Source organism: Brevundimonas sp. GW821-FHT02A10, assembly GCF_059422025.1.
Window position 1 is genome coordinate 492,328 of record NZ_JBWKWC010000002.1, and the last position, 25,697, is coordinate 518,024.

Here is a 25,697-nt window from a genome sequence, read left to right on the forward strand (position 1 = left end):
CGTTGCGCTCAAGCAGCGAGCTGCCGCGCGGCGAGCGTTAGCGCCGCCCGAAGGGGCTCGAGCTAGGGTGCGGTTCCGGTCGTGCGCATGATCTCGGCGCGCAGCTCGGGCATACCCAACTCCTTCTCCGCCGAGGTCAGGGCCACGTCGGGGAAGGCGGCCGGGCGTTTGGCGATGGCCTTGAGGGTCTTCTCCCGCATGGCCTCGCCCTCGCCCTTCTTGAGCTTGTCGGCCTTGGTGAGGACGATCTGGTAGCTGACGGCGGCGAGGTCCAGGGCGTCGAGCGCCTCGGTGTCCACCGACTTCAGCCCGTGGCGGCTGTCGATCAGCAGATAGACACGCTTCAGCGTCACCCGGCCGCGCAGATAGTCGCGGCCCAGATCCTGGAATTTCTTGACCGTCGTCTTCGACGCCTTGGCCCAGCCGTAGCCGGGCAGGTCGACCAGACGCAGCTGGCCGTCCAGGTCGAAGAAATTGACCTCACGCGTCCGGCCCGGCTCGTTGGAGGCGCGGGCCAGCTTGTGCATCCCCACCAGCCCGTTGATCAGGCTGGACTTGCCCACGTTCGAGCGGCCGGCGAAGGCGATCTCGGGCAGGTTCGGCTCGGGCAACTGCTCGATCTTGGCCGCCCCCATGACGAAGGTCGCCGGGCGCTGGAACAGAACCCGCGCGGCCTCGATCTCTTCGTCGTCGTATTCCAACTCAGGTCGCCTTCTTGAGCTTGGCGAAGAAGGTGTCGATCGGGTTCTCGGCCTTGAAGCGGTGCATGATGAAATACTGCTGCACGATCGAGAGGATGTTGTTCCACGCCCAGTACACCAGCAGGCCGGCCGGGAAATTGGCCATGATGAAGGTGAAGATCAGCGGCATGAACATGAAGATCTGGCGCTGGACCGGATCGGGCGCGGGCGGGTTCATGGCCTGCTGCAACCACATGGTCAGGCCATAGAGGATGGCCAGGACGCTGAGCGCCAGGCTGAAGCCGCCGCCGAGGTGGGGCGAGATGAACTGGCCGATCAGGGGCGCCGTCGCCGGGTCCCACGGGATCAGGCCGAACAGGTTCCAGATGTTGGTCGGGTCGCGGTCCGACAGGTCGCGGATCCAGCCGAAGAAGGGCGCGTGCCGCATCTCGATGGTGACGTAGAGCACCTTGTACAGGGCGTAGAAGACCGGAATCTGGACGATGATGGGCAGGCAGCCCGCCAGCGGATTGATCTTTTCGGACTGGTATAGCGCCATGGTCTCGCGCTGCTGGGCCGCCGGATCGTCCTTATGCGCCGCCTTGATGGCCTCCATCTTGGGCTGGAGCTTGCGCATCTTCGACAGGCTCTCGTAGCTCTTGTTCGCCAGCGGGAACATGATGAGCTTGATCGTCAGCGTCAGCAGCAGGATGGCCACGCCGAAATTGTGGACCAGGCCGTAGAAGAACTCGACCAGCAGGAAGATCGGGCGCGTCAGGAAGAACAGGAAGCCCCAGTCGATGGCGTAGATGAAGCGGGGCAGGCCCAGCGACTTCTCATAGCCGGCGAGGATCTCGTTGCGCTTGGCCCCGGCGAACAGGTGCTGCTGCTCGACGATGGTCTGGCCCGGCTGGATGGTGTGCGAAGCGCCCAGCATCTGGGCGATGTGGATGTCGACGTGGGTCGCGTCCTCGACCTTGAACTGGGCCTTGACCGTCTCGGTCTGGGCCGGGATCAGGGCCGCCATCCAGTATTTGTCGGTGATGCCGAGCCAGCCGCCCTTTGAATCACGTTCCTCGAGCGGCTTCTTCTCCCAGGCCTTGTACTTGAGCTGTTCGGTCGAATAGCCCTTGCCGCCGTCGGTGCTGAAGGTGCCGATGGCGCCCTCGTGCAGAATCTGGGTCTTGCCCAGCGCCGGGGGCACGCCCTGGCGCTCGACCCGGCCATAGGGAGCGAGGGTCACGGCCTGGGTTCCCAGATTGGTGACCGTGTCCTTGACCGCGAACATATACTGGTCGTCGATCGAGACGACGCGGACGAAGCGCAGGCCCTGGCCGTTGTCCCAGGTCAGGGTGACCGGGGTCGCGGGCGTCAGGGTCGAGCCGTTGGTCAGGGACCAGACGGTGTTCGGGCCGGGGACGCCGCCGGGCAGGTTGGCCGCGGCCCAGCCGAACTGGGCGAAATAGGCGTGCTCCATGCCCTGCGGGCGGAACAGTTCCTCAAGGCCGGAGTCGGGCTTGATGGTGGTGCGGTATTTGGTCAGGAACAGGTCGTCGATACGGCCGCCCTGCAGCGACAGGGAGCCACGCAGGGTCGGGGTCGAGATCGGCACCCGCGCCGCACCGCCCAGGGCCTGGGTGCGGTTGGTCACGAAGACGGCGCTCGTCGGCGTCGTCTGGGGCCCGATGGCGCCGGCCGCGTTCGGCTTGACGGTCTGGGCGGTCTCGGCCGCAGCCAGCGCCGCCCGGCGCGCCTTGTTCTGGGGCTCCATGACGAAGACCTGATACAGGATCAGGATCACCACGGTGCAGATCACGAAGATCACCGTGTTGCGGGCGTTATCGAATTTCATTCGGTCAGCGGTCCTGGGAAGTTTTGTCGCGGGCAGCGGATGGCGTGTCGCCAGAAGTCCCTGCCGGAGGCGCCGGCGCGGTCGCCAGCCTTGTAAGCGCCGATTTCACGTCGTCAAGCAAACGGGGCCACTCGCGGGCCGTCGTGCCCATGCGCGCAATCAGCACATAGTCGCTGCCCGGCACGCCATGATCGGAAACGAGGGCCCGGGCAGCCTCACGCAAACGGCGTTTGGCCCGGTTGCGAACCACGGCCCCACCGACCTTGCGGGTGGCGGTGAAACCGACGCGCACGACGGGATCGCCGTCGGCCCGGTCCAGACGCTGGACGACCACGGCGCCCCGGGCCTGAGAAACGCCTTTCGCGGCCGCCAGAAACTGGGGCCGCGAAGTCAGGCGTTCGATTTTCAGAACATCCGTCATGGTTCCTCCCCCAAGGTAAGGAATCGGGGGGAAGAATACAGGCCGCTTAAGCAGTCAGCTTCTTGCGGCCCTTGGCGCGACGGCGCGCAACAATCTTCTGCCCGTTCTTGGTGGCCATCCGCGAACGGAAGCCGTGACGGCGCTTGCGCACGAGTCGCGACGGCTGATAGGTCCGCTTCACGGTCGGCTCCTCGGGTTGAATATGATCGCTACGGACAGATAAGCGTCCGCTGCAGGAGGGCGGGCGTATAAGGGGCCTGTCGGCATGAGTCAACGCCGGAACGAGCCCAAAAGCCCTTATCGCACGCAGTCGCGTGTCGGAGTTCGAATGAATCGTCTGAGGCGTTTCGCGCCCCTCATCCTTCTGGCCGGTGTGGCGGCCCTGATCTTCGGCATGGGCTGGAACCGCTATCTGTCGCTGGAAACCCTGCGCGTGCATGGCGCGGAGCTGCGCGCCTTCACCGCCGACCACTGGATCCTGAGCCTTCTGACCCTGATGGCGATCTTCACCATCGCCACCGCCAGCGTGGTGCCGGGCGTCTTCTTCGTGACCATCACCGCCGGCTATCTGTTCGGCCCGTGGGTCGGCGGGGTCTCTACCTCGATCGCCGCCACCCTGGGGGCCCTCATCGTCTATGGCGTCGCGCGTTCGGCGCTGGGCCGGTCGATGCGCGAGCGGGCGGAACAGAACGCCGGCCTGATGCAGAAGGTCTGCGTCGCCATCGACAAGGACACGTTCTGGTATGTGCTGGCCTCACGGCTGGCCGTGGTAGTGCCCTTCCACATGATCAATATCGCCGCCGGGGTCATGGGGGTGCGGCTCCTGCCCTATGTGATCGCGACCGTGATCGGCCTGCTGCCCGCCCACATCATCTATTGCTGGATCGGGGCGCGGTTGAACGCCCTGCTGGCCAGTGACCCCAATCCCGACTTCCAGGCCCTGTTCGGCCAGTTCTGGGCCCCGATGCTGGGCGTCTTCATCCTGGCCGTCGTTCTGCCTTTCGCCCTGAAGGGGGTGCAGACCCGATTCACAGCGAGGTCGCAAACGCCCAAGGTCGCCCCATGAAGCGTCACAGCGGCGCGATCCTTGCAGGACCGGACGCATGAGTCTGGGTGACGATCTGGCCAGCAAGGTGCGCGAGCGCCTCAGGATTCCCGCCGACTGGCGCGAACGGCTGACGCCGCATGCGCCAGACGGCCTGTCGTCGCGCCTGCTGCTGCTGACCGTCGCCTTCACCCTGGCGGTCGAGGCCCTGATCATCGCTCCCAGCGCCGCCTCCTTCCACGAGCGCTGGCTCTCGGACCGGCTACAGGCCGCCGAACTGGCCTCCGTCGGGGTCGAGGCCCTGCCGTACAACGCCGTGGACGACAACACCGCCGAGAGCATGCTGCGCATCGGCGGCGTCTCGGCCGTGGCCATTTCGGATCAGGGGGTGATGCGCCAGCTCCTGCAGGCGCCACAGCTGACCCGGGCGCCGGACTTCATCGACCTGCGCCGCCGGGGCCTTGCCGCGCGGCTGTGGGACCCCGTCGTCACCCTGAGCGGCAAGCCTGATCGCTCGATCCGGGTCCGGGCCAAGCCGCGCTATCGCTCGGGCGACTTCATCGACGTGGTGGCCCCGGCCCAGCCGCTCAAGCTGGAGCTGCGCGCCTTCCTGCTGAACAGCCTTCTGGTGTCGATGCTGATCTCGATCGTCGCGGGCGCCCTGCTCTACGCCGGTCTGGCCTTCCTGGTGCTGCAGCCGCTGCGCCGGGTGACCCGGTCGATCGAAGGCTTCGCCGCCGACGTGGAGACCATCGCCCCCACCCCCTCGGACCGTCACGACGAGATCGGCCGGGTTGAGCGCGAACTGGCGCGGATGCAGGACGAGGTGCGCCAGTCCCTGCGCGCCCGCTCACGCCTCGTGGCGCTGGGCGAGGCGGTGGCCAAGATCAACCACGACCTGCGCAACATGCTGACCTCGGCCCAGATGGCGTCCGAACGTCTGGCCTCGTCCGCCGACCCGCAGGTGGCCAAGGCCATGCCGCGTCTGGAGCGGGCCCTGGGCCGCGCCGCCGCCCTGACCCGCAATGTCCTCGACTACGGCAAGTCCGAGGAACCGGCGCCGGTCCTGATCCGCATCCCGCTGGCCACCGCCGCAGCCAGCGCCGCGGAGGACGCCGGACTGGATCCGGCCGGCGTGCGCCTGACCAAGGCCATCCCGGCCCGTTTCGCCGTCGTCGCCGACAGCGACCAACTTCATCGCATTCTGGTCAATCTGATGCGCAACGCCCGGCAGGCCATCGAGGCCGACGCCACCCGTGGCGCGCGCAAGGGCAAGGGCGTCATCCGCATCACCGCCGAGACGGACGGCGATACCGCGGTGATCCTGATCGCCGACGACGGTCCGGGTATTCCGCCGCGCCTGTCCGAGCGGCTGTTCGAGGCCTTCGTCAGCGGCAAGGCGTCAGAAGGCACCGGTCTGGGCCTGACCATTTCGCGCGAACTGGCGGCCAACCACGGCGGCGAGCTGAGACTGGTCGACACGGGTCCGGCGGGGACGACATTCGAGATCCGGCTGCCGAATTTGCTCTGAAGCATCTGGCTGGTCCGGTCGCGTCAGGGACCGAAACGCTGCGCGTCCCTTTCCCGAAGTCACTGACATGTCGCGTGAATGTGACAGGTCTAACCGGTCAGGCGTAGCGTCGATATTTCGGCTGCAAGGCCCTTGGTTCCCCGTCTCCCTCCCCTATAAGTCGATCCATGACCCTCTATCCGATCATTATGTGCGGCGGCGCCGGCACCCGTTTGTGGCCCGCCTCCCGCCCGTCGCGTCCCAAGCAATTCATCGCGCTCGCCGGCAACCGCTCCCTGTTTCAGGACACCGTCGCCCGGGTCGCGGCGCTGGCGGGCGATGACGGGAAGGTCGTGGTGATCGCGGGCGTATCGCACCGCGAGGCGATCGAGACCCAACTGGAGGAAATCGGCGCGGCAGGGCAGATCCTGCTTGAGCCGGAAGCCCGGGATTCCGCCGCAGCCATGGCGGCGGCGGCGCTCTGGGTGCGGCGGCGGGACCCGGAAGGGATCATCGTCTTCGTCGCCTCCGACCACTATATCCCTGATGCTGCGGCCTTCCGAAGCGCGGTGACGGAAGCCGCCTCAGCCGCCGCCCAAGGGCGGATCGTGACCCTGGGCGTCAAACCGACCGAGCCCTCCTCGGCCTATGGCTATATCAAGCCGGAAGGCGCCGGACTGTCCGTCGTGGCCTCCTTCCACGAAAAGCCCGAACCCGAGACGGCGCGCGCCTTCATCGACGCAGGCTATCTATGGAACAGCGGCAATTTCATCGTTTCCGCCAATACCCTCATTGAGGAACTGGCTGCGCACGCCCCGGCGGTTCTGGCGGCTGCGTCGTCGGCCTTTGACGCTGAAGGATCGGCGTCTCCCGTTCTGATCCTGGGCGAGGGCTTCCGCAACGCGCCGAAGATTTCCATCGACTATGCGGTGATGGAGCCGACCCACCGCGCGTCGGTTCTGGAAGTGGACTTCAGCTGGTCTGACCTGGGCGCCTGGGACGCCATCGCCGCCAGCGGCGAAGGCGGCGTCGGGCTCCATATCCTTGAGGACGCCGAACGCATTCTGGCCCGGGCGCCGGACGGCAAGGTGATCGCGGCCCTCGGGGTCAGCGACCTCGCAATCATCGTCGAGGACGATGCGGTCCTGGTCTGCGATCTGGCGCGCTCGCAGGAGGTCAAACGCCTGGTCGAGCGGATGAAGGTCATTTCGCCGCGCCACCTCGACTTCCAGAAGTCCGGACCGGAAGACCTGGAGGCCGGCGCCCGGCGCTTCGCGGACTGGGTACGGCTGCGCGCCCTGCCGATCTGGTCGACCCTGGGTCTCGGCTCCGACGGCGGCTTCAGCGAATCCCTGACCCTGGATGGACAGGCGCCCGGCGGGAACCGCCGCGCCCGGGTCCAGACCCGCCAGATCTTCGTCTATGCCCAGGCCGGCGCCATGGGCTGGAAAGGGCCGTGGAAGCCGATCATCATTTCCGCTCTGGAGCGCCTGCGAACTGCCTATCTACGCCCGGACGGCAAGACCCGCGCCCTGATCGGCGCCGACTGGAGCGTGGTCGATGACACGGCGGCGCTCTACGATCAGGCCTTCGTCCTGTTCGCCCTGGCCGCCGCGCAGCAGGCCGGGATCGACGACGCCGAACTGGAGGCCGATGCGGTCAAGCTGCGTGAGCAGCTGTTGTCCGAGGCGATGCCGAACGGCGCCATGCGCGAGGTCGGCGACCACCCGTTCCAGTCCAACGCCCATATGCATCTGTTCGAGGCCAGCCTGGCCTGGGAAGCCCTCAGTGACGACCCGGCGTGGGCCGCCATGGCCGACCGGATCGCCGGCCTCGCCATGGATGTCTTCATAGACCGCGAGGGCGGTTTCCTGCGCGAGTTCTTCAACGAGGACTGGGCGCCCGCCGACGGCGAGGACGGCCAGCTGTTCGAACCGGGCCATCAGTTCGAATGGGCCTGGCTGCTGGCGCGTTACGGCCTGCTGCGGGGCGACGCCCGCGCGAGCGCCGCCTCCCGCGCCCTCTATGCCAATGGCGTCAAGGGCATCGGCCAGCGCCCGCCGGTCGCGCTGGACGCCATGAACGACGACATGACCATCCGCAGCCACCGGGCGCGGCTCTGGCCCCAGACCGAGTGGCTGAAATCCTCGCTGATCCTCGCCGAACACAGCGATGACGGCCTGCGCGCCGCCTATCTCGAAGACGCCGCGACCGCCCTGCGCGCCCTGTGGCTGTATCTGACCGAGAATGGTGTGTGGCGAGACAAGCGCTTCCCCGACGGGACGTTCCTGGACGAACCGGCGCCCGCCAGTTCCTTCTATCACATCATCGCCGCCTTCGATCAGTTGGCCAAAACCTATGAGGCTCTCGACCTCGCCGCCGGCCGGAAGCTGACACTGGACTGACCGGCCCGTCCCGGAAGGCGATCTTCCCTGCTCCGCTACGTTCGTGATAGTCGCCGCCGCGGCGAGCGGCTATCGCAGGGGCGGCGAGATATGGCCCGATCAAGGATGGAACTGTGACATCGGTATGCGTTGACGGTATGAACCTGGCGCTCGCCAGGGGCTCGGGGATCGCGACCTATGGGCACAATCTGCTGGCCAATCTGAATGCACTGGGGGCGCAGACCCAGGTTCTGTACGGCCCCGCGACACCGCGCAGCCCGGACCCGGTTCTGAACGAGATTGCGCTCGTGGACGCCGGCGCACGCCAACGCGAGAAGGCCGGGGCCGCCCGCGCCCTGAGGACCCTGACTGCCCGTTTTGGCCGCACCGCCTATCCCGTGCCGATCACCGGCGAGGTGGTCTGGCCACTGGAAGGTCAGAGAAAGCCGGCGGCCGACCATCTCTGGAGTTCGACCGACCTCTACAATCTCGGCAATCGGGCCTTCAAACTCTACCGCACAATGACCCCGGTGCGGTTCGTCCCCGGCCAGACCGACGCGCCGAGACCGGACGTCGTGCACTGGACCTGTCCGATGCCGGTCCATGCGCCGGACGCGGTCAATATCGTCACCTTCCACGACATCATCCCCTTGCGGCTGCCCAGCACGACCCTGGACGACAAACGCGGGTTCCATCTTCTTTGCCAGAAGGTGATCGAGCGCGCCGACCACATCATCACCGTGTCCGAACATACCCGGCAGGACATGATCCGCGTGCTGGGTGCGCCGGAAGACAAGATCACCACGACCTATCAGTCCGTGACCCTCGGCGCCGAAGAGCAGGCCATGGATGACGCCGAGGCGGCGCGGCAGGTCGAGAGTCTCTTCAGCCTGGACTGGAAAGGCTATTTCCTCTTCTTCGGCGCCGTAGAGCCCAAAAAGAATATAGGCAGGCTCGTCGAGGCCTATCTGAGCCTTCGGACATCCACGCCCCTGGTTCTGGTGACGGGTCGGTCCTGGCTGGCCGAAACCGAAGTGACGCTGATCAACAACGCGCTCGAACACGAGGGCCCCGACAGAAAATCAGGCATACGCCAGCTGGAGTACCTGCCTCCGGCGCTGCTGAACCTGATCATTCGCGGCGCGAAGGCGACCGTATTCCCGTCCCTTTACGAGGGGTTCGGCCTTCCGATCCTGGAATCCATGCTGAGACGGACTGCTGTCCTGACATCGACGGCAGGTTCGATCCCGGAAGTCGCCGGAGACGCCGCCCTGCTGGTTGATCCGACCAGCGTCGAATCCATTCGTGAAGGCATCCGGGCGCTCGATAAGGACCCGGACCTTCGATCCGGGCTTGAGGCCCGCGGCCTCGCCCGAGCCGCCATGTTCGACGAGGCTTCGCACCGGACCCGGCTGGCCACCGCCTACAGGGCGGCCGGCGTGTCTCTCGACAAGGAGTCCGATGCAGCCCGATGACAGCACGGGACGCCGAGGCCGTCAGTGCGTGCGCGTCAATGGGTTCTGGCCTGACCCTCGCGCCGGTCGTCGGCCCCGCCGTCCCAGCCCCAGGTTCCGTCCGCGGCGCGCCGCCACAGGGCGCCGTGCAGGCCCGAGTTCTCTGACGCGTTCGGCTGGATGTGGATGCCGGCCGCATCCATGCCCGCGCGCAAAGCGGGGCTGAAGCGGTCGGTGTCCGCGCCGAAGCCGTCGCCCTTGGCCACCAGATTGGGCAGGTTGAACGCCGCCTGGACCGGCAGGCCCCAGACCAGGGTCCCGATCAGCCCCTTGGTGTTGTAGGCGAGGATCGACGAACCGCCGGGCGAGCCCATGGCCCCGACCAGATTGCCCTGCTGATCCAGGATGATGAGGGGCGACATCGATGACCGCGGCCGCTTGCCCGCCGCCACCGCATTGGCCGCCTCGCCACCGTCGGGACGGGTCGGGACGAAGGAGAAGTCGGTCAGCTGGTTGTTCAGGAAGAAGCCGTCGACCATCCGTCCCGAGCCGAAGATGCTCTCGACCGTGGTGGTCATGCTGACCGCATTTCCGTCGGCGTCGATGATGACCATGTGGCTGGTGCCGCCGGGTTCATTGGTGGCGTCGCCGCCGCGGAAGATCCCGCCCGGAGGCGTGCCCGCGGTCGCCGCTCCGGTCAGACCGGACGCCAGTTCGGCGCGCCCGGCGACATAGTCCTCATCCAGCAGACCCTCGACGGGCACGCCGACGAAGGCGGGATCGCCGACATAGCGGTCGCGGTCTGCGTACATCAGCCGCTGCAGCTGGGCGAAGGCGACCCAGGACGCGGCATTATCCGGCCCCCAGGCCAGGTCCGGCGCATATTCCGACATCTCCAGCAATTGCAGCACCGCGACCCCGCTGGACGGCGGCGGCGGCACACAGATCACATAGACACGGAACGGGCGGCACAGGGCGCCGCGCTCGATGGGTTTGTAGGCGGCCATGTCCGCCATCGTCAGGGAGCCGGGACGCGGCGCCTCGTGGGTGGCGGCGACGATCGCCTCGGCGATGGGACCTTCGTAGAGGGCGCGGGCGCCGTCGCGGGCGAGGGTCGCGACGGTCTCGGCATAGGCCGGGTTCCTGATCACATCCCCGGCGACGTAACGGGTTCCGTCCGGCTTCGTGAAATAGGCGTCGGCCCAGCGAGTGTGACCCTGACCGAAATTGGCCGGCAGGGCGATCATGGAGGCCAGACGCGGGCTGACCACGAAGCCGTCGCGGGCCAGACGCTCGGCGTCGCCGAACAGGTCGCTCCAGGCCAGCTTGCCGTGATCCTTCTGGGCCATCCCGAGCATGCCGATAGCGCCCGGCACGCCCGTCGAGCGCCCGCTGAGCACCGCCTGCTGGAACGGCAGGGGCTTGCCGTCTTCGTAGAACAGTTCGGCGGTCGCGGCGGCCGGAGCCGTCTCACGCCCGTCATAGGCGGTGACCGACTTCGTCGCGGCGTCATAGACCATCATGAAGGATCCGCCGCCCAGACCCGAGGACTGCGGCTCCACCAGACCCAGAACCGCCTGGACCGCAACAGCCGCATCGACCGCCGAGCCGCCGCGCTTGAGTACGTCGAGGCCCGCCTGGACCGCCAGAGGATTGGCGGCGGCGACGAAGGGGCCGCGCGCAGGGGGCGCAGTCGGAGGCGGGGAGACATTGGCGACCGAAGCAGCCGGAATACTCTGACAATTCGCGAGTACGAGGAGGGCGAGCATCAGGACGCGGGCGGCAATCTTCATATCGTCTCTGCATCCGGAGGGTGGTGACAAACCCTTATCCCTGCGGCCCGCCGTCGCCAAGACTACGGCGGCCTGGAGCGCAGTCGGCCGCCCGCGCCCGGTCCACCTGCCGGCAGGCGAAATTTTTCTCTCCTGAAGTGCTGGCCGGACTTATCAAAGACACTGGCGACCCGTTCAAAACGCCTCTAATCAAAGGCCTTATGATGACCGTGAACACTCTCGCCCGGACCGTATCGGCGCTTGCAATCGTCGCCGTGCTCGCCGGATGTTCGACCCTTCCCCGCGACGGACCAACCGGACGATCCATTGTGGCCGGCTCGTCCAACGTGAGCCCGGACGGGGCCTATGCGATGGTCGACCTCGACTATGAGAAGAGCGAGCGCATCAAGGCCGTTCCTGCGGCCTTTCTCGGATCGTTGACGGAAGGCTCGGCGGCTGAGGGGCAGACCGGCGAAATCAGCGTTGGGGATGTGATCGCCGTTTCGATCTTCGCGCCTGGCGGTACGCTGTTCGGCGGATCATCCGGATCGTCGAACTCTTCGGACTCCGGTCCGAGAGGGTCCACCCAGGGCCTGCCGCCGATGACCGTGGATACGAGCGGCACGGTCAATATTCCGTTCGCCGGCCCCGTGCGCGTCGAGGGCCTGACCTCGGCCCAGGCCGCCGCAGCCATTCGCCGTGCACTGAGCGGCAAGGTTCCGAATCCGCAGGTTCTGGTTTCCGTCGCCTCCGGCAATTTCAACACCGTGACCGTTCTCGGGGAAATTCGCAGCCCGGGCCGGGCTCCGCTCTCGGTCAACTCCGACCGGATTATCGACGTCATCGCGGATCGCGGGGGCTCGACCCGCCCAGTCCAGGATGTGCAGGTCGTCATCCACAGAAACGGCAAGACCTACAGTGCTCCGCTCGAAGTCGTGATGAGCCAGGCGGATGAAAACATCCGGCTCGCCCGGGGCGACCAGATCGAACTGGCCTATACGCCCCGCCGCTTCAGCACCTTCGGCGCCCTGGGGGCAGTGGCCCTCGCCGAGATGGGGGCCGGCTCCCTCAACCTGACGGACGCCCTCAGTCGCGTCGGCGGGCTGGATACGAACTCCGCAGACGCCAATTCGGTCCTCGTGTTCCGTTTTGAGCGGCCTGAAGTGGCCCGCGCCCTGGGGGTCACCCAGCCTGCGGTGCCCCGCGGCGTGCCGATTGTCTATCGGCTGAATTTCGAGGACGCGACCGGCCTGTTCACGGCGAACAACTTCGAGGTTGAAGCGAACGACATCCTCTACGTCCCGCGCTCCGACTCGGCGGAGCTGGGCAAGTTCTTCACTCTCGTGCAGACCGTGTCCCGGGTCGTTTACGATATCTCGGTTACGAGCTCGCTCAGCACGAACTAACGCCGCAATATCCGTATGCGCAGATGACCTCGCTCCTACACCCTGGGGTTTCGACAGGTCCCCGCTTGCAGACGGCTCCCCGAAGCGGAACACGAGGAAGCGGGGAGCCTTGCGCCTTCACCGGGCAAGCCAGCGACGTCGTGCGACTGTGCAACCCCGGCCATATGCGTCTACAAGGCACAGGCTTCCACCGGCGAAACGTTGAAGAGACGCAGAAATTGCAAACCCATCCTGTTGTTGCGCAGGTCGAAGCCGACACAAGCTGCATCCTGGTGACACCCTCGCCTTCCACCCCGACGTGGTTGGCCGAGATCCGAAAAGTAATATCCGACGCGGGCCTGGACTCCCGCGTACTGGCGACAGCGGATGTCGATGAGGCCCTTCGGTACGCCGCGCGGAACTGGACAATTTTCCTTCCGACGTTCGATAGTCACGCAGACCCGGCAATCGACGGCAACCGTGCTCGCGACATCTCCCGGGCCCTGGCTCGCGCCGCAGATGCAGGCGGCTGGGTTAATGTCATCGACGCCAGCACCTTGGCCCGCGCAGAATCGGTCGTTCTCACGCCGGAAGCGGTCATGGACCGCCGGGTGTTCGCCCCTGATCCCCAACCCCGGGCTGGCCTTCCGCCGGCTTTGGATCTCTATCACCGCGGCCACCCTGCACCGGGCGACAAGGCGGACTGGCCGCTCGATTTCCTGCATTTCTCAAATGACGTCGTACGGGACGACTCAGGCCTCCCGAGTGTGGACATTTCAGGCTACGTCCGGATTTTTGCTTGGGGGCCGCACATCTTCCTATCTGGTGGGCGGTGGAGGGTAACCCTCCGAATCCAGGTGGATGCGGCGGCGGCGAGAGAGCATCTGGCGTTTGACTGGGGGTCATTGAGTTCGCACACGCGCCTGACGGCGTGTCCCGGAACTCCAGGCATTCACGAAGCTGTCCTCGACCACGTCTGGGAAAAGGCAGAGGTCGCGGAGCTACGAGTCAGTCTTGAGCGCGCCGCCTTTTCCGGCCGGTTGACGCTGCTGGCCATGACCGTGGAACGGCTGAACGATGGATGAGCCACAGATGCCCCCGGAACCGGGCGTTCTCGACCAACCGTTTATTTCGTGAGCCGAACGTCGTTTAGCGATAGCTGGTTGAAACTCGTGAAGCGGGCGGGGCGCGCACGCCGGGTTCGCCAGGGAGCGCAACAGCGCCCGTACTATTTCCTGGGCGAGAACGCCGCCCTCACCCGGCTGATCGACGGTCATTTCCTTTTCGTGGATCCGCAGGATCGCACCATCAGCATGCACCTGATCGCCCATGGCTTTTGGGAGAAATGGATCCATGGCGTCGTATGCAAACTGGTTCGCCGGGGCGACCGCGTCATCGAGGTGGGCGCCAATCTGGGCTATTATACCGTCGCCCTTTCAAGGCGCGCAGGCCCGCAAGGCCATATCATCGCGATTGAAGCCAATCCGCGCCTGACCGGCCTGCTGGAGCGGTCTGTCGAGTTCAATGGTTACAATGATCGGGTGACCGTCCTTCAGGCCGCAGCGACCCGCGACCCCGGCCCGGTTCACTTCAGGACCTCTCGCTCAAACTCCGGCGGAGGGCACGTGGGGCTGGCTTCAGAGTCACAGGGCGACGAGATCGACGTCGAGATCCAGGGCATCCGGCTGGACGACCTCGACGTGGACGGGCCGATCCGGTTGATCCGCATTGATGCGGAGGGGTCCGAAGCCCTGATCCTGAGAGGCGCCGAACGCCTTTTGAGTCAGCGCGACATCATCATCTGCATGGAGTGGGACGTTGTGCAGATGGGGTCGCGCGTGGATGTGCCCGAATTCATCGAATGGCTTGTCCGACAAGGCCTGCACTTCTGGCGCATACAGGAGGACGCCACCCTGACGGCGGTCAAGCCCCAAGCGCTGGCGACGCTTGAGACCTGTGATCTTATTGTGTCCCGGGAAAAGCCCGCCGGGCTGTGACCTGAAATAACGTCCGGATCACTCTCAGCCAGGCTTTCTCAGGCACAAGGAAACCGACGTCCAGACATAGCCGTCGTGGATCAAGGCGATGGATTGCGTCCGCGTGCCTTGCTCGATGGCCTCGGCAAGAGGGTAGGCGAGCTTTGCCGTTTTCGGGGTGATCGTGCCGTCAAATGCATCAACCAGATCCAGGCCGCTGGGCGCGACAATCGAGTCCATCACCATCTGTGGCGTGAAGATGATGGCGCCCGGCACACCGAGGCCATCGTCAGGGCCCGAGATACGGAACTCCGTCGAAAGCGTCATGATGCCACCTGGCTTCAGGACACGGCCCATTTCTCTTGCGGCTTGGGCCACATTTTCAACCGAACCGAAATGTTCGATCGAGCCGCAGCTGAAAATGCCATCGAACGAATTGTCCTCATACCGAAGGTCCAGTGCGTTCATGTGCTGCACAACCAGGCGATTGGGGTTCCACGCCATTCCCGGGGTGGCGTATTTTTCCGGCTCGCTGAGCATGCCGCGTGCCGCCTCGAACCAGTCCTCGTTGGTCGCATACAGGTCCGTCGCGAAGACGCGGGCTACGTGATTTGTCAGGTAGAAGACGGTGTGCTCATGACCCGCGGCCACACCCATGATCTGGGCGTCAGGCCGCAGAGCTCCGAAGTCCCGCAGCCCTCGAACGGCCTGCGAAATTTCCCAGACCTTCGCGACCTCATTTCCGACTGGATAGTTGTCGTGGTGTGGAACCCAGTGCTGAAAGACGTCGCGAACGACCGCCTGGAACGCTGGGTCCGCAAAATGCTCAAGCTGCAGCGCGCCATTGTAGGCGACAACGCTCTTCGCTGCGACTTTCTTGACCATCGTTTATCTCTCGTTCCTGCCGCCCGTATTCAAACAGGCACATATCATAAAGCCAACCGGGCTGCGGCATCACGCCCAAGCCCCGTGCGCTACGGGCTCCGCAGCCATGTATAGATTTCCACGGCTTCGTCGATGTCATTGAACATCTTCACTTCGCCGCTTTCGATAATCATCGCCCGACTGCATACTTTCCTGATCGAGACCATGTCATGTGAAGCCATTATGAAGGCTCTGTCGGATCTCTGATTGAAAAGCTCTTCGTTGCATTTTGCTGCGAAGCGCGCATCGCCAACGGCCATCAGCTCGTCGATCAGGTAGCAGTCAAACTCGATCGCCAGCGACAAACCAAAGGCCAGACGCGCTCGCATTCCGGACGAATAGTGTTTGACCGGTTGCAACAATGCGGAACCGAGCTCGGCAAAGCTATCCACTCGTTCAAGCATGTCTTTGTATGGACGCCCGTAGATCCGGGAGATGAAGCGGATATTGTCGACGCCGCTGAGACTGCCCTGAAATCCGCCGCCAAAGCCGATCGGCCAGGACGGGTTTATGGCCCAATTGACCCGACCGGCATCAACCGGGAGTATCCCGCCCAGTATCTTTATGAGCGTGGACTTGCCCTGCCCATTGCGCCCGAGGATGGCCATGCGCTCGCCGGCCTTCAGATCGAACGTCAGGTCACGAAACAGCGTCCTGTCCTTGCCGCCATGACCAACGGGATAGGATTTTGTCAGTCCCTCCACCGTCAGGCCCACGGCGCCCGGCGGCGGCAGACGCCGGGTCTTGTCGGGATGAAGGCTGGCGCCGGGGCTCACGCTCATACCTGCTGGTGTTCTCTGAGACCGGCGACGATCAGCCAGCCGGTGCCGTAGGCGACGAGCAGCGACACGAGCACCGTCAGAATAGCGAGCCAACGTTTTGGTTGACTGGCGTCGGTAGGCAGGTTCGGAGACACGACGCGGTCCAGATAGAGGCGCTGGCTCCGGGCATCGATCTCCGCGTTGTCCAGCGCTGTTCTGGCGGCGGCGAGCGCCTTGTCGGCGTACTGGCGATCGAGGTCGAGCGACTCATAGGTTCCGATCTTGGGAGCGAGCGAATCCGCATTCCCGACGACCTTGGCGCGCTCCAGTTCGATCTGACGCTCGAACGCTGCGATACGGCCGTCCAGAATGGGCAGTTGGGGGCTCTGAGGAGCCGAGGCCGCTTCCTGGGCCCTTTCCGCTCGAAGGGTCGCCACCGTGGCGAGAAGACCGCCAATGAGTTCCGAATTTTCCACCGCCGTTCGAGCCGGGTCGATGATCCGTTCGCGATTACGGAACGCGGTCAACCGAATCTGGGCGGCGGTCAGTCTGCTCTCCGCCTCGCTGACACTGCGTTGTGCATCGGCGACCGCTCCGCGATCGGACCGTTCGTTCAGCTCGTTGACCAGGCGTTCCCCGCCGTCCAGCAGGGTGTTGGCGACCAGCTGCGCGTCTCGCGGCCGAAACGCCTTGACCCGCAGCGTGCTCATTCCATTGGTGGAATTGTAGCCGACGGTCACGAACCGGGCGAACCCCTTATGCAAGCTGTCCGCCGATACCGTCTCCCAAGGCCTCGGGAACCGCGTGAACAGATCTCCCTCCGGTCGCGCCAGAACATGTCCGAGGTCTACCTTGGCCGACAAATCCCGGACCGCGTCATGAGACTCGATATACTCGTGGACCATGAAGGCGTCGGTTTGGCTGCTGCTTACGCCCACGCCCTGAAGCGCGAGTCCCAGCGAGGACGGCTGGCTCTTGTTGGCCTGCCTAACGACGAAGCGGGCCTCTGATACATACAATGGCGAGGCGATGAACAGGAAGTAGATCATCGCGGCCAGCGTCGGCAGCACGACGCACAGGAGGAACGACTTCGGAATCCGGGCCCACACGTCGCGCCACATCGATTGCCGGGGAGCCAGGCTGCCAGTCTCCGCCGGACCAATATAGTTAAGTTTTGGAGTGCTCATGATGTCCGAGAGAATGTGATTTGCCGTCGAGGCGACAGCTATTCGATTTCAAGGTGATGTTTGGCCCGCGCCAGAAGCAGGAGGCCGAGAAGGTTGAGCCCCGCTGCCCAGGAAATCGCATAGACGGGATGATAGGTGGTGGCCGTGAACTCTCCGAACATCCCCGCCCGGACCATTTCCACGGCGTGTGGAATGGGCACGAGCAAAAGCACAGTCCGGTAGGTGGGGGGAACCCAGGCCACCATTGTAAACACGCCTGACAACGGAATCATTGCGTATTGAAGCACCGGGGCGACGCGTTCGAACAGCTCGTAACGGAGCGCCAGGGCCGAAAAGACAAAGGAGATGCCGCAGCAAATCCAAGCCAGCAGGAACCATCCACAATAAAAGAGAAGGACGTTCGCCGGCGCAGAAACCTGGCCTAAAACCACCAGCGTCGCATAAACAACCATAAAAGCCAGGGTGTTACTGGCAATCTCGAGTATCGACCGAGAGAAATACAGATGAAGAATCTTGATCTGGCGATGAAAAAGGAGGCCGCCGTTGGCCTGCAGCGCGTTCATGTTCGCCCCGATCAGGTGCCGGAGTAACAGCAGGCACATATACCCTGTCATGATGAACGGCGCGACGCGGAGGCCGTGCTCATAGGCCGGCTTGATGATCGACCACATGATGATCACGCCGAAGCAGAAGACGAGGGGCTCACCGATCAGCCACAGAAGGCCCAACCCCTCGCGGCCGTACCGGGTCGTGGTTTCGCGCATCATCAGGGCGCCGATGATGCGGCCATGGTGCGCCAATGTGTCGAAAAGCTTCATGTGCCGCAAAGGTTAGTCCGCCCCGCCCACCGCGGATGCGGGGGCGGTCTGCCCAACGATAGACCTAACGCTGGGGACAACGTTGTACCGACCGAACAGATATCTGGAGTTCTATTCTGACACCCATCCGAGCGCTAGCGGCTTGTTTCGAAAGCGTCCTGACTGGCCGATTTCACAACTCATCAAGGGCGCTCTGGTTGTCAGGGTTGAAGCGGACGGCGCGCAGATAGCTGGCTCGGGCTGCTTCGGGATCGCCCTGCAGTTTCAGGATGTGACCGAGTTGCAGGTGCGCGTCGGAGTTCAGCGGCTCAATGGCAAGCGCCTCGCGATAGAGAGCCGCCGCCTTGTCCAACTGGCCCATCTCCTTGAAGGCGTGCCCGCGCTGGATCAGCAGACGCGTATTCGTCGGCGCCGACCCGATGAGCTTGCCATAGGCCTCCGCAGCCGCCGTCCAGTCCCGGCTTCTGGCGGCATGTTTCGCCCTGGCGAGGCCCTTTTTGAACAGATAGCGCTGCACGAACGACAGACGGGGCGTCGCGGCGCGCTGGGGCGCCTGGAAGTCGGGGACCGGATACCCCATGAAGCTCAGCCCGTTGCGGGCCTCTTCCGAACCCGGGTTCATCTGCAAGGCCCCGGCGAAGACCTCCGCCGCCAGATCGAGCTGATCCTGGTTCTTCAGAACATGGGCGAGATGGATCGGAGTGTCCGCGTCCGACGGATCCAGCGCCAGGGCGCGGAAGTAGGCGTGCTCGGCGGACCCGAGATCCCCCATCTCCTTCAGGGCGTGGCCGAATTGTTTCCACGGCCCGGCCTTGGAGGGCTGATAGCTGAGGAAGGCGGAATAGGCCTCAACTGCGGCAGGCCAGTTGCGCGACCGCATCGCCGCCTTGGCCGGCTCCAGCAGGGTCTGGGCATGAGCGGCATCGAGCGGGCCCTGACGCGTCAGTACCGGCATCGGCGTCTGCCCGACGGGGATTCTCGGAGCGCCGGTCGCAACGGGAGCGTGGCCCGCTGTTACGGAAGGCGCGCCATTGGACGGGACCGGCAAGGGCGCGGAAGATCGCGCGGGCGGCATCGCTTGCGGAGTGCGCGGTGCGCGATACTGCGCCAGCTCCTGCCGATGCCGGGCGGCATTGGCCTGGATTTCATTTTCGAGGGCGTCGCGGTCGCCAGCGAGAGACCGGATGCGCGCAAGGTCCGCCTTCCTCGCGGTCCTGAGCGAGTCGATTTCCTCGTGAGCCTCTTTCAGTTCGGTTCTGATCGCCTCAAGCTCAGCCACCCGGACCAGGATGTCCTGCATGGCATGCTGCTGGTCGCCGAGTCCGCTGATCGACTCGACCAGCAGGTCCACGCGCTCGTCGACAGTCTTGAGCAGGGCGCCCTGCTCAACCACATCGCGCCTGACGGCCTGAAACGCCTGGGCAGGCTCGGACTGAGAGCCCGCGATCGGCCCATCGTTCGGTCGAACCGCAGTGTCACTCATATGCTTGCTTCACCCTCACCTGCCCGTCCCTGTTAAGGCAACACATCGGCTTTTGAAAGCCGCTCCAGACGTGCGTTTCCGGGCTTTGCGAAAATCAGATTGGCGGACACCACGTCCTCGAGCCGGGCGGCGTCGATCGGGCGCAGAGCTCCACTGGATTCATCGATCGCATGAACCTCGGTCAGGCCAAGGCCGGCAAATTTTCCGAGCCAGTCCTCCACCGAAACCCGGACGCGCTGCAGGTGGGAACGTCCGAACTCCGCAATGATCCCGAGGTCAGGATTTTCGCCCACAATGCGCCCCATACCGGCGAGGACATCGGTCTCGGCGCCTTCAACATCGATCTTGACCAGAGCGACCGGCGCTTCCGCCGGGAGGGCCGCATCCAGCGTTGTGGTGTTGATGACGAACGAATCCGCCAGTTCCTCGAGCTGATAGAGGGATCCCATCATGCTGTTGTAGCCGCGGTAGAAGGTCGCCTTGCCGACCTTGTCGGATACGGCCGCGACCGTAATCGAGCAACGCTCGGCGAAGCCGTTGGCCACCAGGGTGCGGCGGGCCGCCTCGGCAGACCGGGCGTTGGGCTCGAACGCAAAGACGAACCCGTCCGGACCGACCGCCTCGGCCATCGGAATCGCCATCAGGCCGATATGGGCGCCGACGTCGACAACCCGGTCACCCGGCTCCAGCCAGCGGCGGACTACGGCCGTGGTCCCCGGTTCATGCCCGAAGAGGCCGCCCGCCAGGTAAAGCGCTGAACGGTATTCCTCCTGCCCGAGCACCACCCAGCCCAGAGGCGTCCGAACGCCCATGAAACCGTCATCCAGTGCGACCGTCTGGCGTTGGTAGACCGCGCTCGTCATGTCGTAGAGGTGCACCATGCGCGCCTCAAGAAGAGCCATCCTTGCGGACATGCCCTCCAGGGTTTCCAGGATTCTCGCGGACAGGGCGGCTTCCTGCATCACCGGGCTTCCGAAGTATTGCGTGGTGTCGCTCTGGTTGACGGCTCGATGGCTGCCCGAGCGTAGGCGGACGCCACGTCCTTCCAGCCATAGTCGCTCAGATTGTTCAGGACTGCAGCCTGGTCGGACAAGGCGCCGTCACGATCCGCGAACGTCGATACGACGAGGTTCCTCAACATCGTGACGTCGTTCGGGTCGAAGATATAGGGCGCCAACAGGGGCTGCTGTCCGGCGAACTCCCGCACGTGAGGGCCGTCGGCAATCAGGCACGGCGTCCCTACGCTGACCGCTTCGTAGAACGGGAAGGGCCCGAGGCCGCCTTCGAAGATCGAGGGGTGAACGGTCAGCGCCGCGCAGTGATAGAAGGCGGCGTGCACGTCACGGGGAAGATCGGTCATCGAAACGACATCCCCCATCAGTTGTTCGGCCTGAAGCAGCGCCGGCAGCGGCGTCCAGGTGGCCCCCCAGTGCAGGGGAGCCGTCATGAACAGCTTGAGGTCCATCCGGTCCTTGCGGATGAGCGTGCTGATAGCGTCGGCGATCAACCGGATGTTCTTCGTGACGCGGTCCTGTGTCGAGACCGCGATGTAGTCGACCTCCTCGAACGGATAGTCCTGCAGCGAAATCCAGCCGCGTTCGCGCGCATGGGCGCGGAGCATGTCGGCGGCGATCGCCCGGGTTTCTTCGGTCTTCACACCATTGCGGACGAACGGAAGGAGGTGCGCCAGATTGGGCGGCGCGTGGGGCACGACCCGGATCCGGTCCCTTTCAACGCCGAACAACGCTCCCGCCTGTTCGCCGGCGACATGCTCGGAGAAGGTCACGACCCGGTCGGATCCGCTCAGGAGCGCCTGTACCTGGTCTCGCCAGCGCACGTGATAGCCGTTAGGCCCCCAGGCGCCCTGATCGGGAACCGGGAACACCACCGGGATTCCGTCCGGGAATATGGTGGCGATCGGGGCGTCCAGCAGAAGGGCGTTCCGGAAATAGGGGAACAGCACGATCCACCCCTGGACCGGGACGGACTTGTTGGCGAACGCCGCCAGGCCTGCGAAGTCCGCGTCGTCAAGCTCTCCATTGGGCGGGGCGTGGATCGTGTAGTCGACGCCATATTCGGCCTTGAGAGAGGCAAGGTCCTGACGAGCTTCCTCGACCACCCCGTTGGGCAGCACGATCCTGAAAACATACTCACCGCCGACAGCAACACCCTCGATCATGAAACCGAGGAGCCGCGTCATGCCTTCGTTGCTCCAGCGGGCGCCGGCGGGCCACTCGGTCCAGACGCCTACGGGGATACGACCAGAAGCTTGCGGGGGAGGCGAAGCCTGGGGAGATTTCAAGGTCGGACGTCTCCCGGGGCCTGATCCGCGCCGGATGCCGCATTGGCGTAGGCCTGGGCGACCTTGTCCCAACCTCGCTTGCGACGTCGTTCGTAGGCCGGCCTCTGCAGATCGACGGCGATCTCGGGATCCGCGAGCACCGACCGGAGCAAGGCGATCATGCCCTCGATGTCATACGGATCGAACACCAGGGGCGCGAGCTCCGGTTCCGTCTCGAGCAGCTCCAGCACATGGGGGCCGACCCCCATGATGCAGGGCGTTCCGACGCTGACGGACTCATAGAAGGTCAGGGTGCCGACGATGCCTTCGTAGAACGTCGGGTGGATGGTGACCTGCGCGCAGTGGAAAAGGGCCGCGTGAACGTCTCGCGGCACGTCGGGCAGGGAGACCAGGTCGGTCTGGAATTGCTGCCGTTCCACCAGATCGGGCAACAGCGTCCAGTTCGCTCCCCAATGCATGGGAGCCGTCGTGAACAGTTTGAAGTCCTCACGGTCGCGTCGCACCATTCGCCGTACGGCCTCGGCGGCGCGACCGACGTTCTTGGTCACCCGATCCTGGGTGGCGACGAGCGCGAACGGCACTTCCTCGAAGGGGAAGTTCCGAAGGTATTCGATCGAATTGGTGGCGGCGTAGTCACGAATGATGCCTGCGGCCTGACGCACCGTTTCAGCCGTTTTCCGGCGCCCTTCAATGAAGGGCAGGATCGGCGCGAGATCCGGTGGCGCGTGAGGAACCACCCGGATCTTTTCTTCCGGCAGGCCCAGCAGATTGACGCCGTGGCGGCGCGCCACGTGCTTGGAGTGGGCGATGATCGCCTGACCGTCGGCCAGGGTTTCACGCGCAATATCCTTCCACTCCACCCATTCCCCGTTGGGGCCCCAGTAGTGGGCATAGTCCCAGCCAATCGGGAAATCGTAGGGAATGGCGTCGGGGAGCAGGACGGCCTTACGCTGCTCCAGCAGCCGCGTGCCGGTGAAGTGGGGGAAGGTGTTGATCCACCCGTCCACCTGCATCTGGGTGTTGGCCCACCGGGCGAGGATATCCTTGCGCTGTTCCTTGGGTGAAAGGTTCGCGCCGTACTGGCCGCGGCGATACTCCTCCTCGAACGCGGTGGAGGGCTCATCCACGGTCCAGTCCACGTCTTCGGTGGCCTGCAGGGTGCGGAGGTCCGCGCGGACGGTCTCGGCCATGCCGTTCGGGACCAGAACGCGGAACAGATACTGTCCGGTCTCCGCCCCGCCTTCGATCAGGAAGCCGACAATGCGCGAGATACCCTCATTGGCCCACCGTGCGCCGGGCGGCAATTCGCTCCAGACGCCGATGGGTGACCGGGAGATCTCACTCACCTTCGCCACTCCACAGACGTTCGACGACCACGGAAAGCGGCGTGATCCTGGACCGTTTGGCCGAAGGGCGAGCCTTGGCCGCGGCTGCGGGTTTGGCGCCGCCGAGGCCCGCCAGGGCGTCGGACAGTGTGTCGGCGACGGCTCCGGCGGTGGAGGCCGAGTACCAGGACGACTTCACGCCCAGACGCTCCGCGAACCGCCTGTTCTGGGGGTAGTCCAGCCCGACGAACGGAAGCCCGGCTTGCGCCGCCCGGACGATCGCTTCGTTTTCACCCTCGGCGACCGCACTGCCCCAGACCAGGTCGACACGCCGCAGGAGACGCCGGATGTCATCCTCGGACGTCAGCGTTTCGATCTCGAGCTGCGGAAGAACGCCAAGCGCGCGCGGCGCGGCTCCGGCCAGTGTGAGGGCGGCGGCGTCGGCGAAAGCAGCGGCGGCTTCACCCGCGACGATGATTCGCGGCTCCAGCCCCTCTGCGAACAACAGGCGCAGGCCGTCCAGCGCCGCCGCGACGTCGTGACGCGCATTCGGTTCAGCCAGCCACAGCACCCTCGGCTCGCCGCCGCCGGGACGATGGGAAATGTCTTCACGCACGACCGGAAGACCGGGAACCAGTGAAATCCGATCCCGACGCACGCCGGCGTAGCTGGTGATGTCGGTGGCGGTCGCCGGGTCGGTCGTAAAGACACAGGGTGACTGGCGCCACAGCCTGAAGGCCTCGGTCTGGCGGGTCCAGAAGGCGTCCTGGATGCCGCTCGCAAAGCCTGCGGGGACATATCTCTGGGCCAGGTCCCTGACATAGTAGGCCGTCGGCTTGACGGGCATGACAGCGCCCAGACCGGCGTCCGCTAGTACGATCCAGGCGTCGCAATCGACGAAATTCCAGCCCCAGTCGCGCGGCAACATGACATCGGGAATGCCGTCGACATCCACGCTGGAAGTCTTCGGATACATCCGTTTGGCGAGGTCGCCTCCGACGCGTTCCCAACCGAGATGGCGAACGACGCACCCGGCCCAGCCGGCGCGAAGTTCTTCTTCCTGTCTGCGCCAGGTTTCTTCCTCGAGGCGCGGCAGGCCGATCACGACCTCGACCGGAGAACCATCGGGATCAGCCGTTTCCGACAAGGTGATCGCCAGTTGGCGCGCCTGTCTCCGTGCGCCGAGATCTGCCACTGCCGGCAAAAGAAGTGCGATTTTCAACTGGAGCTCAATCGATCTGTTCGAAACGGTTGGTGGCCTCCGCAATAGGGGCGCGCGTCACAGTTTGCAAATCTCTCATTGACCACTTTTGATGGCGCGGCCGGGACCACTGGCCGGTCGCGGGAAAGCGGGCTAGGAGGGCATCACTAGCAGCACGCGCGATGACGAAGACCTGTTTTGCGCCGTCGTGGGAGGACCCCTTGCCTAAAGCTTTCATCACCGGTGTGACCGGACAGGACGGCGCCTATCTGACCGAATTCTTGCTCGGAAAAGGCTATGAAGTCTGGGGACTTGCCCGCCGGTCCAGCTCTGGCGGACTGCATCTGGACCGCCTTGAGTGGCTCGGAGTCCTTGATCGCGTCAACATCGTCGAAGGCGATATCGCGGACCTCTCGAGCCTGATGCGGATCATCGCCGAGGTCGAACCGGACGAAGTCTATAATCTCGCCGCCCAGTCGTTCGTCGCCACGTCCTGGCAGCAGCCACACCTGACGGCCGACGTCACGGGTCTCGGCGTCCTCAACATGCTCGAGGCCCTGCGCCTGCTGAAGAGCGACGCGCGCTTCTATCAGGCGTCCTCGTCTGAAATGTTCGGGCTGATCCAGCACGAGATGCAGAGCGAGACGACGCCTTTCTACCCCCGGTCACCCTACGCCGTCGCCAAGCTCTACGGCCACTGGATCACCGTCAACTATCGCGAGAGCTTCGGCATGCACGCCAGCTCGGGCATTCTCTTCAACCACGAGTCTCCCCTGCGCGGTCAGGAGTTCGTGACCCGCAAGGTGACCGACGGCGTCGCCCGGATCAAACTGGGCCTTGCCGACAAGCTGATGCTCGGCAACGTTCACGCCAAACGCGACTGGGGCCATGCTCGCGACTACGTCGAGGCGATGTGGTTGATGCTGCAGCAGGACAAGGCCGATGACTATGTGGTCGCGACCGGCCAGACCTGGACCGTCGATCAGATGGTCGATATCGCCTTCCAGCACGCGGGCATGAACAAGGAAGATCACCTGGTGATCGATCCGAAACTGTTCCGCCCCGCGGAAGTCGATGTCCTTCTGGGCAATCCGGCCAAGGCCAAGGCCAAACTGGGATGGAAGCAGAAGACCAGTCTCGAGGACATGATCTGCGAGATGGTCGACGCCGATATCGCCCGCCTCAAGCGCAAGGTCGGATAGGCGTCGATGACGTCT

Annotated in this window: 22 protein-coding genes; 8 read left to right on the forward strand and 14 right to left on the reverse strand. The window is 64.8% G+C overall.

Features of this window, described 5'->3' with window-relative positions; genetic code table 11:
* Positions 1-62: 62 nt before the first annotated feature.
* Genes yihA through rpmH form a run of 4 tightly spaced genes read right to left on the reverse strand, consistent with a single transcriptional unit; the run spans position 63 to position 3,134 of the window.
* A complete protein-coding gene (gene yihA, locus AC07U0_RS08890) occupies positions 63-701 on the reverse strand; it encodes a ribosome biogenesis GTP-binding protein YihA/YsxC (protein WP_494719664.1) in 639 nt (212 codons plus the stop codon).
* A 1-nt stretch (position 702) separates the two neighbouring features.
* A complete protein-coding gene (yidC, locus tag AC07U0_RS08895; protein WP_494719665.1) occupies positions 703-2,532 on the reverse strand; it encodes a membrane protein insertase YidC in 1,830 nt (609 codons plus the stop codon).
* Between the two features lie 4 nt (positions 2,533-2,536).
* A complete protein-coding gene (gene rnpA / locus AC07U0_RS08900) occupies positions 2,537-2,953 on the reverse strand; it encodes a ribonuclease P protein component (protein WP_494719666.1) in 417 nt (138 codons plus the stop codon).
* A gap of 46 nt (positions 2,954-2,999) precedes the next feature.
* The gene (gene rpmH / locus AC07U0_RS08905) at positions 3,000-3,134 is read right to left on the reverse strand and encodes a 50S ribosomal protein L34 (protein ID WP_013268133.1); all 135 of its coding nucleotides are present in this window, start codon (positions 3,132-3,134) and stop codon (positions 3,000-3,002) included.
* Between the two features lie 147 nt (positions 3,135-3,281).
* Here rpmH and AC07U0_RS08910 point away from each other — a divergent pair, with 147 nt between their 5' ends.
* The 4 genes from AC07U0_RS08910 to AC07U0_RS08925 all read left to right on the forward strand — a co-directional run bounded on the left by AC07U0_RS08910 (position 3,282) and on the right by AC07U0_RS08925 (position 9,367).
* Positions 3,282-4,019 carry a TVP38/TMEM64 family protein gene (locus AC07U0_RS08910; RefSeq protein ID WP_494719667.1) on the forward strand — a complete coding sequence of 246 codons (738 nt, stop codon included), beginning with the start codon at positions 3,282-3,284 and terminating at the stop codon, positions 4,017-4,019.
* A gap of 37 nt (positions 4,020-4,056) precedes the next feature.
* The gene (locus tag AC07U0_RS08915; RefSeq protein WP_494719668.1) at positions 4,057-5,529 is read left to right on the forward strand and encodes a sensor histidine kinase; all 1,473 of its coding nucleotides are present in this window, start codon (positions 4,057-4,059) and stop codon (positions 5,527-5,529) included.
* A gap of 167 nt (positions 5,530-5,696) precedes the next feature.
* Positions 5,697-7,913: an AGE family epimerase/isomerase gene (locus tag AC07U0_RS08920; protein WP_494719669.1), complete on the forward strand. Its 2,217-nt coding sequence runs from the start codon at positions 5,697-5,699 to the stop codon at positions 7,911-7,913.
* 137 nt (positions 7,914-8,050) lie between these two features.
* Positions 8,051-9,367, forward strand: a complete 1,317-nt coding sequence (locus tag AC07U0_RS08925) for a glycosyltransferase family 4 protein (protein ID WP_494719670.1) — start codon at positions 8,051-8,053, stop codon at positions 9,365-9,367.
* Between the two features lie 35 nt (positions 9,368-9,402).
* On the opposite strand, the gene AC07U0_RS08930 is transcribed toward AC07U0_RS08925, so the two are convergent.
* Positions 9,403-11,139, reverse strand: a complete 1,737-nt coding sequence (locus AC07U0_RS08930; RefSeq protein WP_494719671.1) for a gamma-glutamyltransferase family protein — start codon at positions 11,137-11,139, stop codon at positions 9,403-9,405.
* A 203-nt stretch (positions 11,140-11,342) separates the two neighbouring features.
* Here AC07U0_RS08930 and AC07U0_RS08935 point away from each other — a divergent pair, with 203 nt between their 5' ends.
* The 3 genes from AC07U0_RS08935 (at position 11,343) to AC07U0_RS08945 (ending at position 14,500) form a co-directional block, all read left to right on the forward strand.
* Positions 11,343-12,524 carry a polysaccharide biosynthesis/export family protein gene (locus AC07U0_RS08935; RefSeq protein WP_494719672.1) on the forward strand — a complete coding sequence of 394 codons (1,182 nt, stop codon included), beginning with the start codon at positions 11,343-11,345 and terminating at the stop codon, positions 12,522-12,524.
* 218 nt (positions 12,525-12,742) lie between these two features.
* Entirely contained in the window at positions 12,743-13,588 is an 846-nt protein-coding gene (locus tag AC07U0_RS08940; protein ID WP_494719673.1) for a hypothetical protein, read from the forward strand.
* Positions 13,589-13,636: 48 nt separating this feature from the next.
* Entirely contained in the window at positions 13,637-14,500 is an 864-nt protein-coding gene (locus tag AC07U0_RS08945; RefSeq protein ID WP_494719674.1) for an FkbM family methyltransferase, read from the forward strand.
* A 24-nt stretch (positions 14,501-14,524) separates the two neighbouring features.
* On the opposite strand, the gene AC07U0_RS08950 is transcribed toward AC07U0_RS08945, so the two are convergent.
* The 9 genes from AC07U0_RS08950 to AC07U0_RS08990 all read right to left on the reverse strand — a co-directional run bounded on the left by AC07U0_RS08950 (position 14,525) and on the right by AC07U0_RS08990 (position 24,426).
* Positions 14,525-15,364, reverse strand: a complete 840-nt coding sequence (locus AC07U0_RS08950; protein ID WP_494719675.1) for a class I SAM-dependent methyltransferase — start codon at positions 15,362-15,364, stop codon at positions 14,525-14,527.
* 89 nt (positions 15,365-15,453) lie between these two features.
* The gene (locus tag AC07U0_RS08955) at positions 15,454-16,185 is read right to left on the reverse strand and encodes an ABC transporter ATP-binding protein (protein ID WP_494719676.1); all 732 of its coding nucleotides are present in this window, start codon (positions 16,183-16,185) and stop codon (positions 15,454-15,456) included.
* Positions 16,182-17,351, reverse strand: a complete 1,170-nt coding sequence (locus AC07U0_RS08960; RefSeq protein WP_494719677.1) for a KpsE/RkpR family capsule polysaccharide export protein — start codon at positions 17,349-17,351, stop codon at positions 16,182-16,184. Before AC07U0_RS08960 ends, AC07U0_RS08955 begins: the two co-directional genes overlap by 4 nt.
* Positions 17,352-17,389: 38 nt before the next feature.
* Positions 17,390-18,169: an ABC transporter permease gene (locus tag AC07U0_RS08965; RefSeq protein ID WP_494719678.1), complete on the reverse strand. Its 780-nt coding sequence runs from the start codon at positions 18,167-18,169 to the stop codon at positions 17,390-17,392.
* Between the two features lie 172 nt (positions 18,170-18,341).
* Positions 18,342-19,652 (reverse strand): tetratricopeptide repeat protein, encoded by a 1,311-nt coding sequence (locus tag AC07U0_RS08970; protein ID WP_494719679.1) that lies wholly within the window; start codon positions 19,650-19,652, stop codon positions 18,342-18,344.
* Between the two features lie 32 nt (positions 19,653-19,684).
* On the reverse strand, positions 19,685-20,614 hold the full coding sequence (locus AC07U0_RS08975) for an FkbM family methyltransferase (RefSeq protein ID WP_494719680.1): 930 nt from the start codon (positions 20,612-20,614) through the stop codon (positions 19,685-19,687).
* Entirely contained in the window at positions 20,614-21,852 is a 1,239-nt protein-coding gene (locus tag AC07U0_RS08980; RefSeq protein WP_494719681.1) for a glycosyltransferase, read from the reverse strand. The genes AC07U0_RS08975 and AC07U0_RS08980 overlap by 1 nt, the downstream gene beginning before the upstream one ends.
* A 98-nt stretch (positions 21,853-21,950) precedes the next feature.
* Complete coding sequence (locus tag AC07U0_RS08985; RefSeq protein ID WP_494719682.1) at positions 21,951-23,300, reverse strand: glycosyltransferase family protein; 1,350 nt, start codon at positions 23,298-23,300, stop codon at positions 21,951-21,953.
* Positions 23,293-24,426, reverse strand: coding sequence for a hypothetical protein (locus tag AC07U0_RS08990; protein ID WP_494719683.1), 1,134 nt, complete (start codon positions 24,424-24,426; stop codon positions 23,293-23,295). The genes AC07U0_RS08985 and AC07U0_RS08990 overlap by 8 nt, the downstream gene beginning before the upstream one ends.
* Positions 24,427-24,701: 275 nt before the next feature.
* On the opposite strand from AC07U0_RS08990, the gene gmd reads away from it, so the two are divergent.
* Positions 24,702-25,682, forward strand: a complete 981-nt coding sequence (gene gmd / locus AC07U0_RS08995) for a GDP-mannose 4,6-dehydratase (protein WP_494719684.1) — start codon at positions 24,702-24,704, stop codon at positions 25,680-25,682.
* The last annotated feature ends 15 nt before the right edge of the window (positions 25,683-25,697 follow it).

Excerpts from the sequence above, each read along its gene's own strand:
- yidC (WP_494719665.1), bottom strand. The coding sequence starts at position 2,532 with ATGAAATTCGATAACGCCCGCAACACGGTGATCTTCGTGATCTGCACC.
- rnpA (WP_494719666.1), bottom strand. The coding sequence starts at position 2,953 with ATGACGGATGTTCTGAAAATCGAACGCCTGACTTCGCGGCCCCAGTTT.
- AC07U0_RS08910 (WP_494719667.1), top strand. The coding sequence starts at position 3,282 with ATGAATCGTCTGAGGCGTTTCGCGCCCCTCATCCTTCTGGCCGGTGTG.
- AC07U0_RS08915 (WP_494719668.1), top strand. The coding sequence starts at position 4,057 with ATGAGTCTGGGTGACGATCTGGCCAGCAAGGTGCGCGAGCGCCTCAGG.
- AC07U0_RS08920 (WP_494719669.1), top strand. The coding sequence starts at position 5,697 with ATGACCCTCTATCCGATCATTATGTGCGGCGGCGCCGGCACCCGTTTG.
- AC07U0_RS08925 (WP_494719670.1), top strand. The coding sequence starts at position 8,051 with ATGAACCTGGCGCTCGCCAGGGGCTCGGGGATCGCGACCTATGGGCAC.
- AC07U0_RS08930 (WP_494719671.1), bottom strand. The coding sequence starts at position 11,139 with ATGAAGATTGCCGCCCGCGTCCTGATGCTCGCCCTCCTCGTACTCGCG.
- AC07U0_RS08935 (WP_494719672.1), top strand. The coding sequence starts at position 11,343 with ATGACCGTGAACACTCTCGCCCGGACCGTATCGGCGCTTGCAATCGTC.
- AC07U0_RS08950 (WP_494719675.1), bottom strand. The coding sequence starts at position 15,364 with ATGGTCAAGAAAGTCGCAGCGAAGAGCGTTGTCGCCTACAATGGCGCG.
- AC07U0_RS08955 (WP_494719676.1), bottom strand. The coding sequence starts at position 16,185 with ATGAGCGTGAGCCCCGGCGCCAGCCTTCATCCCGACAAGACCCGGCGT.
- AC07U0_RS08960 (WP_494719677.1), bottom strand. The coding sequence starts at position 17,351 with ATGAGCACTCCAAAACTTAACTATATTGGTCCGGCGGAGACTGGCAGC.
- AC07U0_RS08965 (WP_494719678.1), bottom strand. The coding sequence starts at position 18,169 with ATGAAGCTTTTCGACACATTGGCGCACCATGGCCGCATCATCGGCGCC.
- AC07U0_RS08970 (WP_494719679.1), bottom strand. The coding sequence starts at position 19,652 with ATGAGTGACACTGCGGTTCGACCGAACGATGGGCCGATCGCGGGCTCT.
- AC07U0_RS08975 (WP_494719680.1), bottom strand. The coding sequence starts at position 20,614 with ATGCAGGAAGCCGCCCTGTCCGCGAGAATCCTGGAAACCCTGGAGGGC.
- AC07U0_RS08980 (WP_494719681.1), bottom strand. The coding sequence starts at position 21,852 with ATGACGCGGCTCCTCGGTTTCATGATCGAGGGTGTTGCTGTCGGCGGT.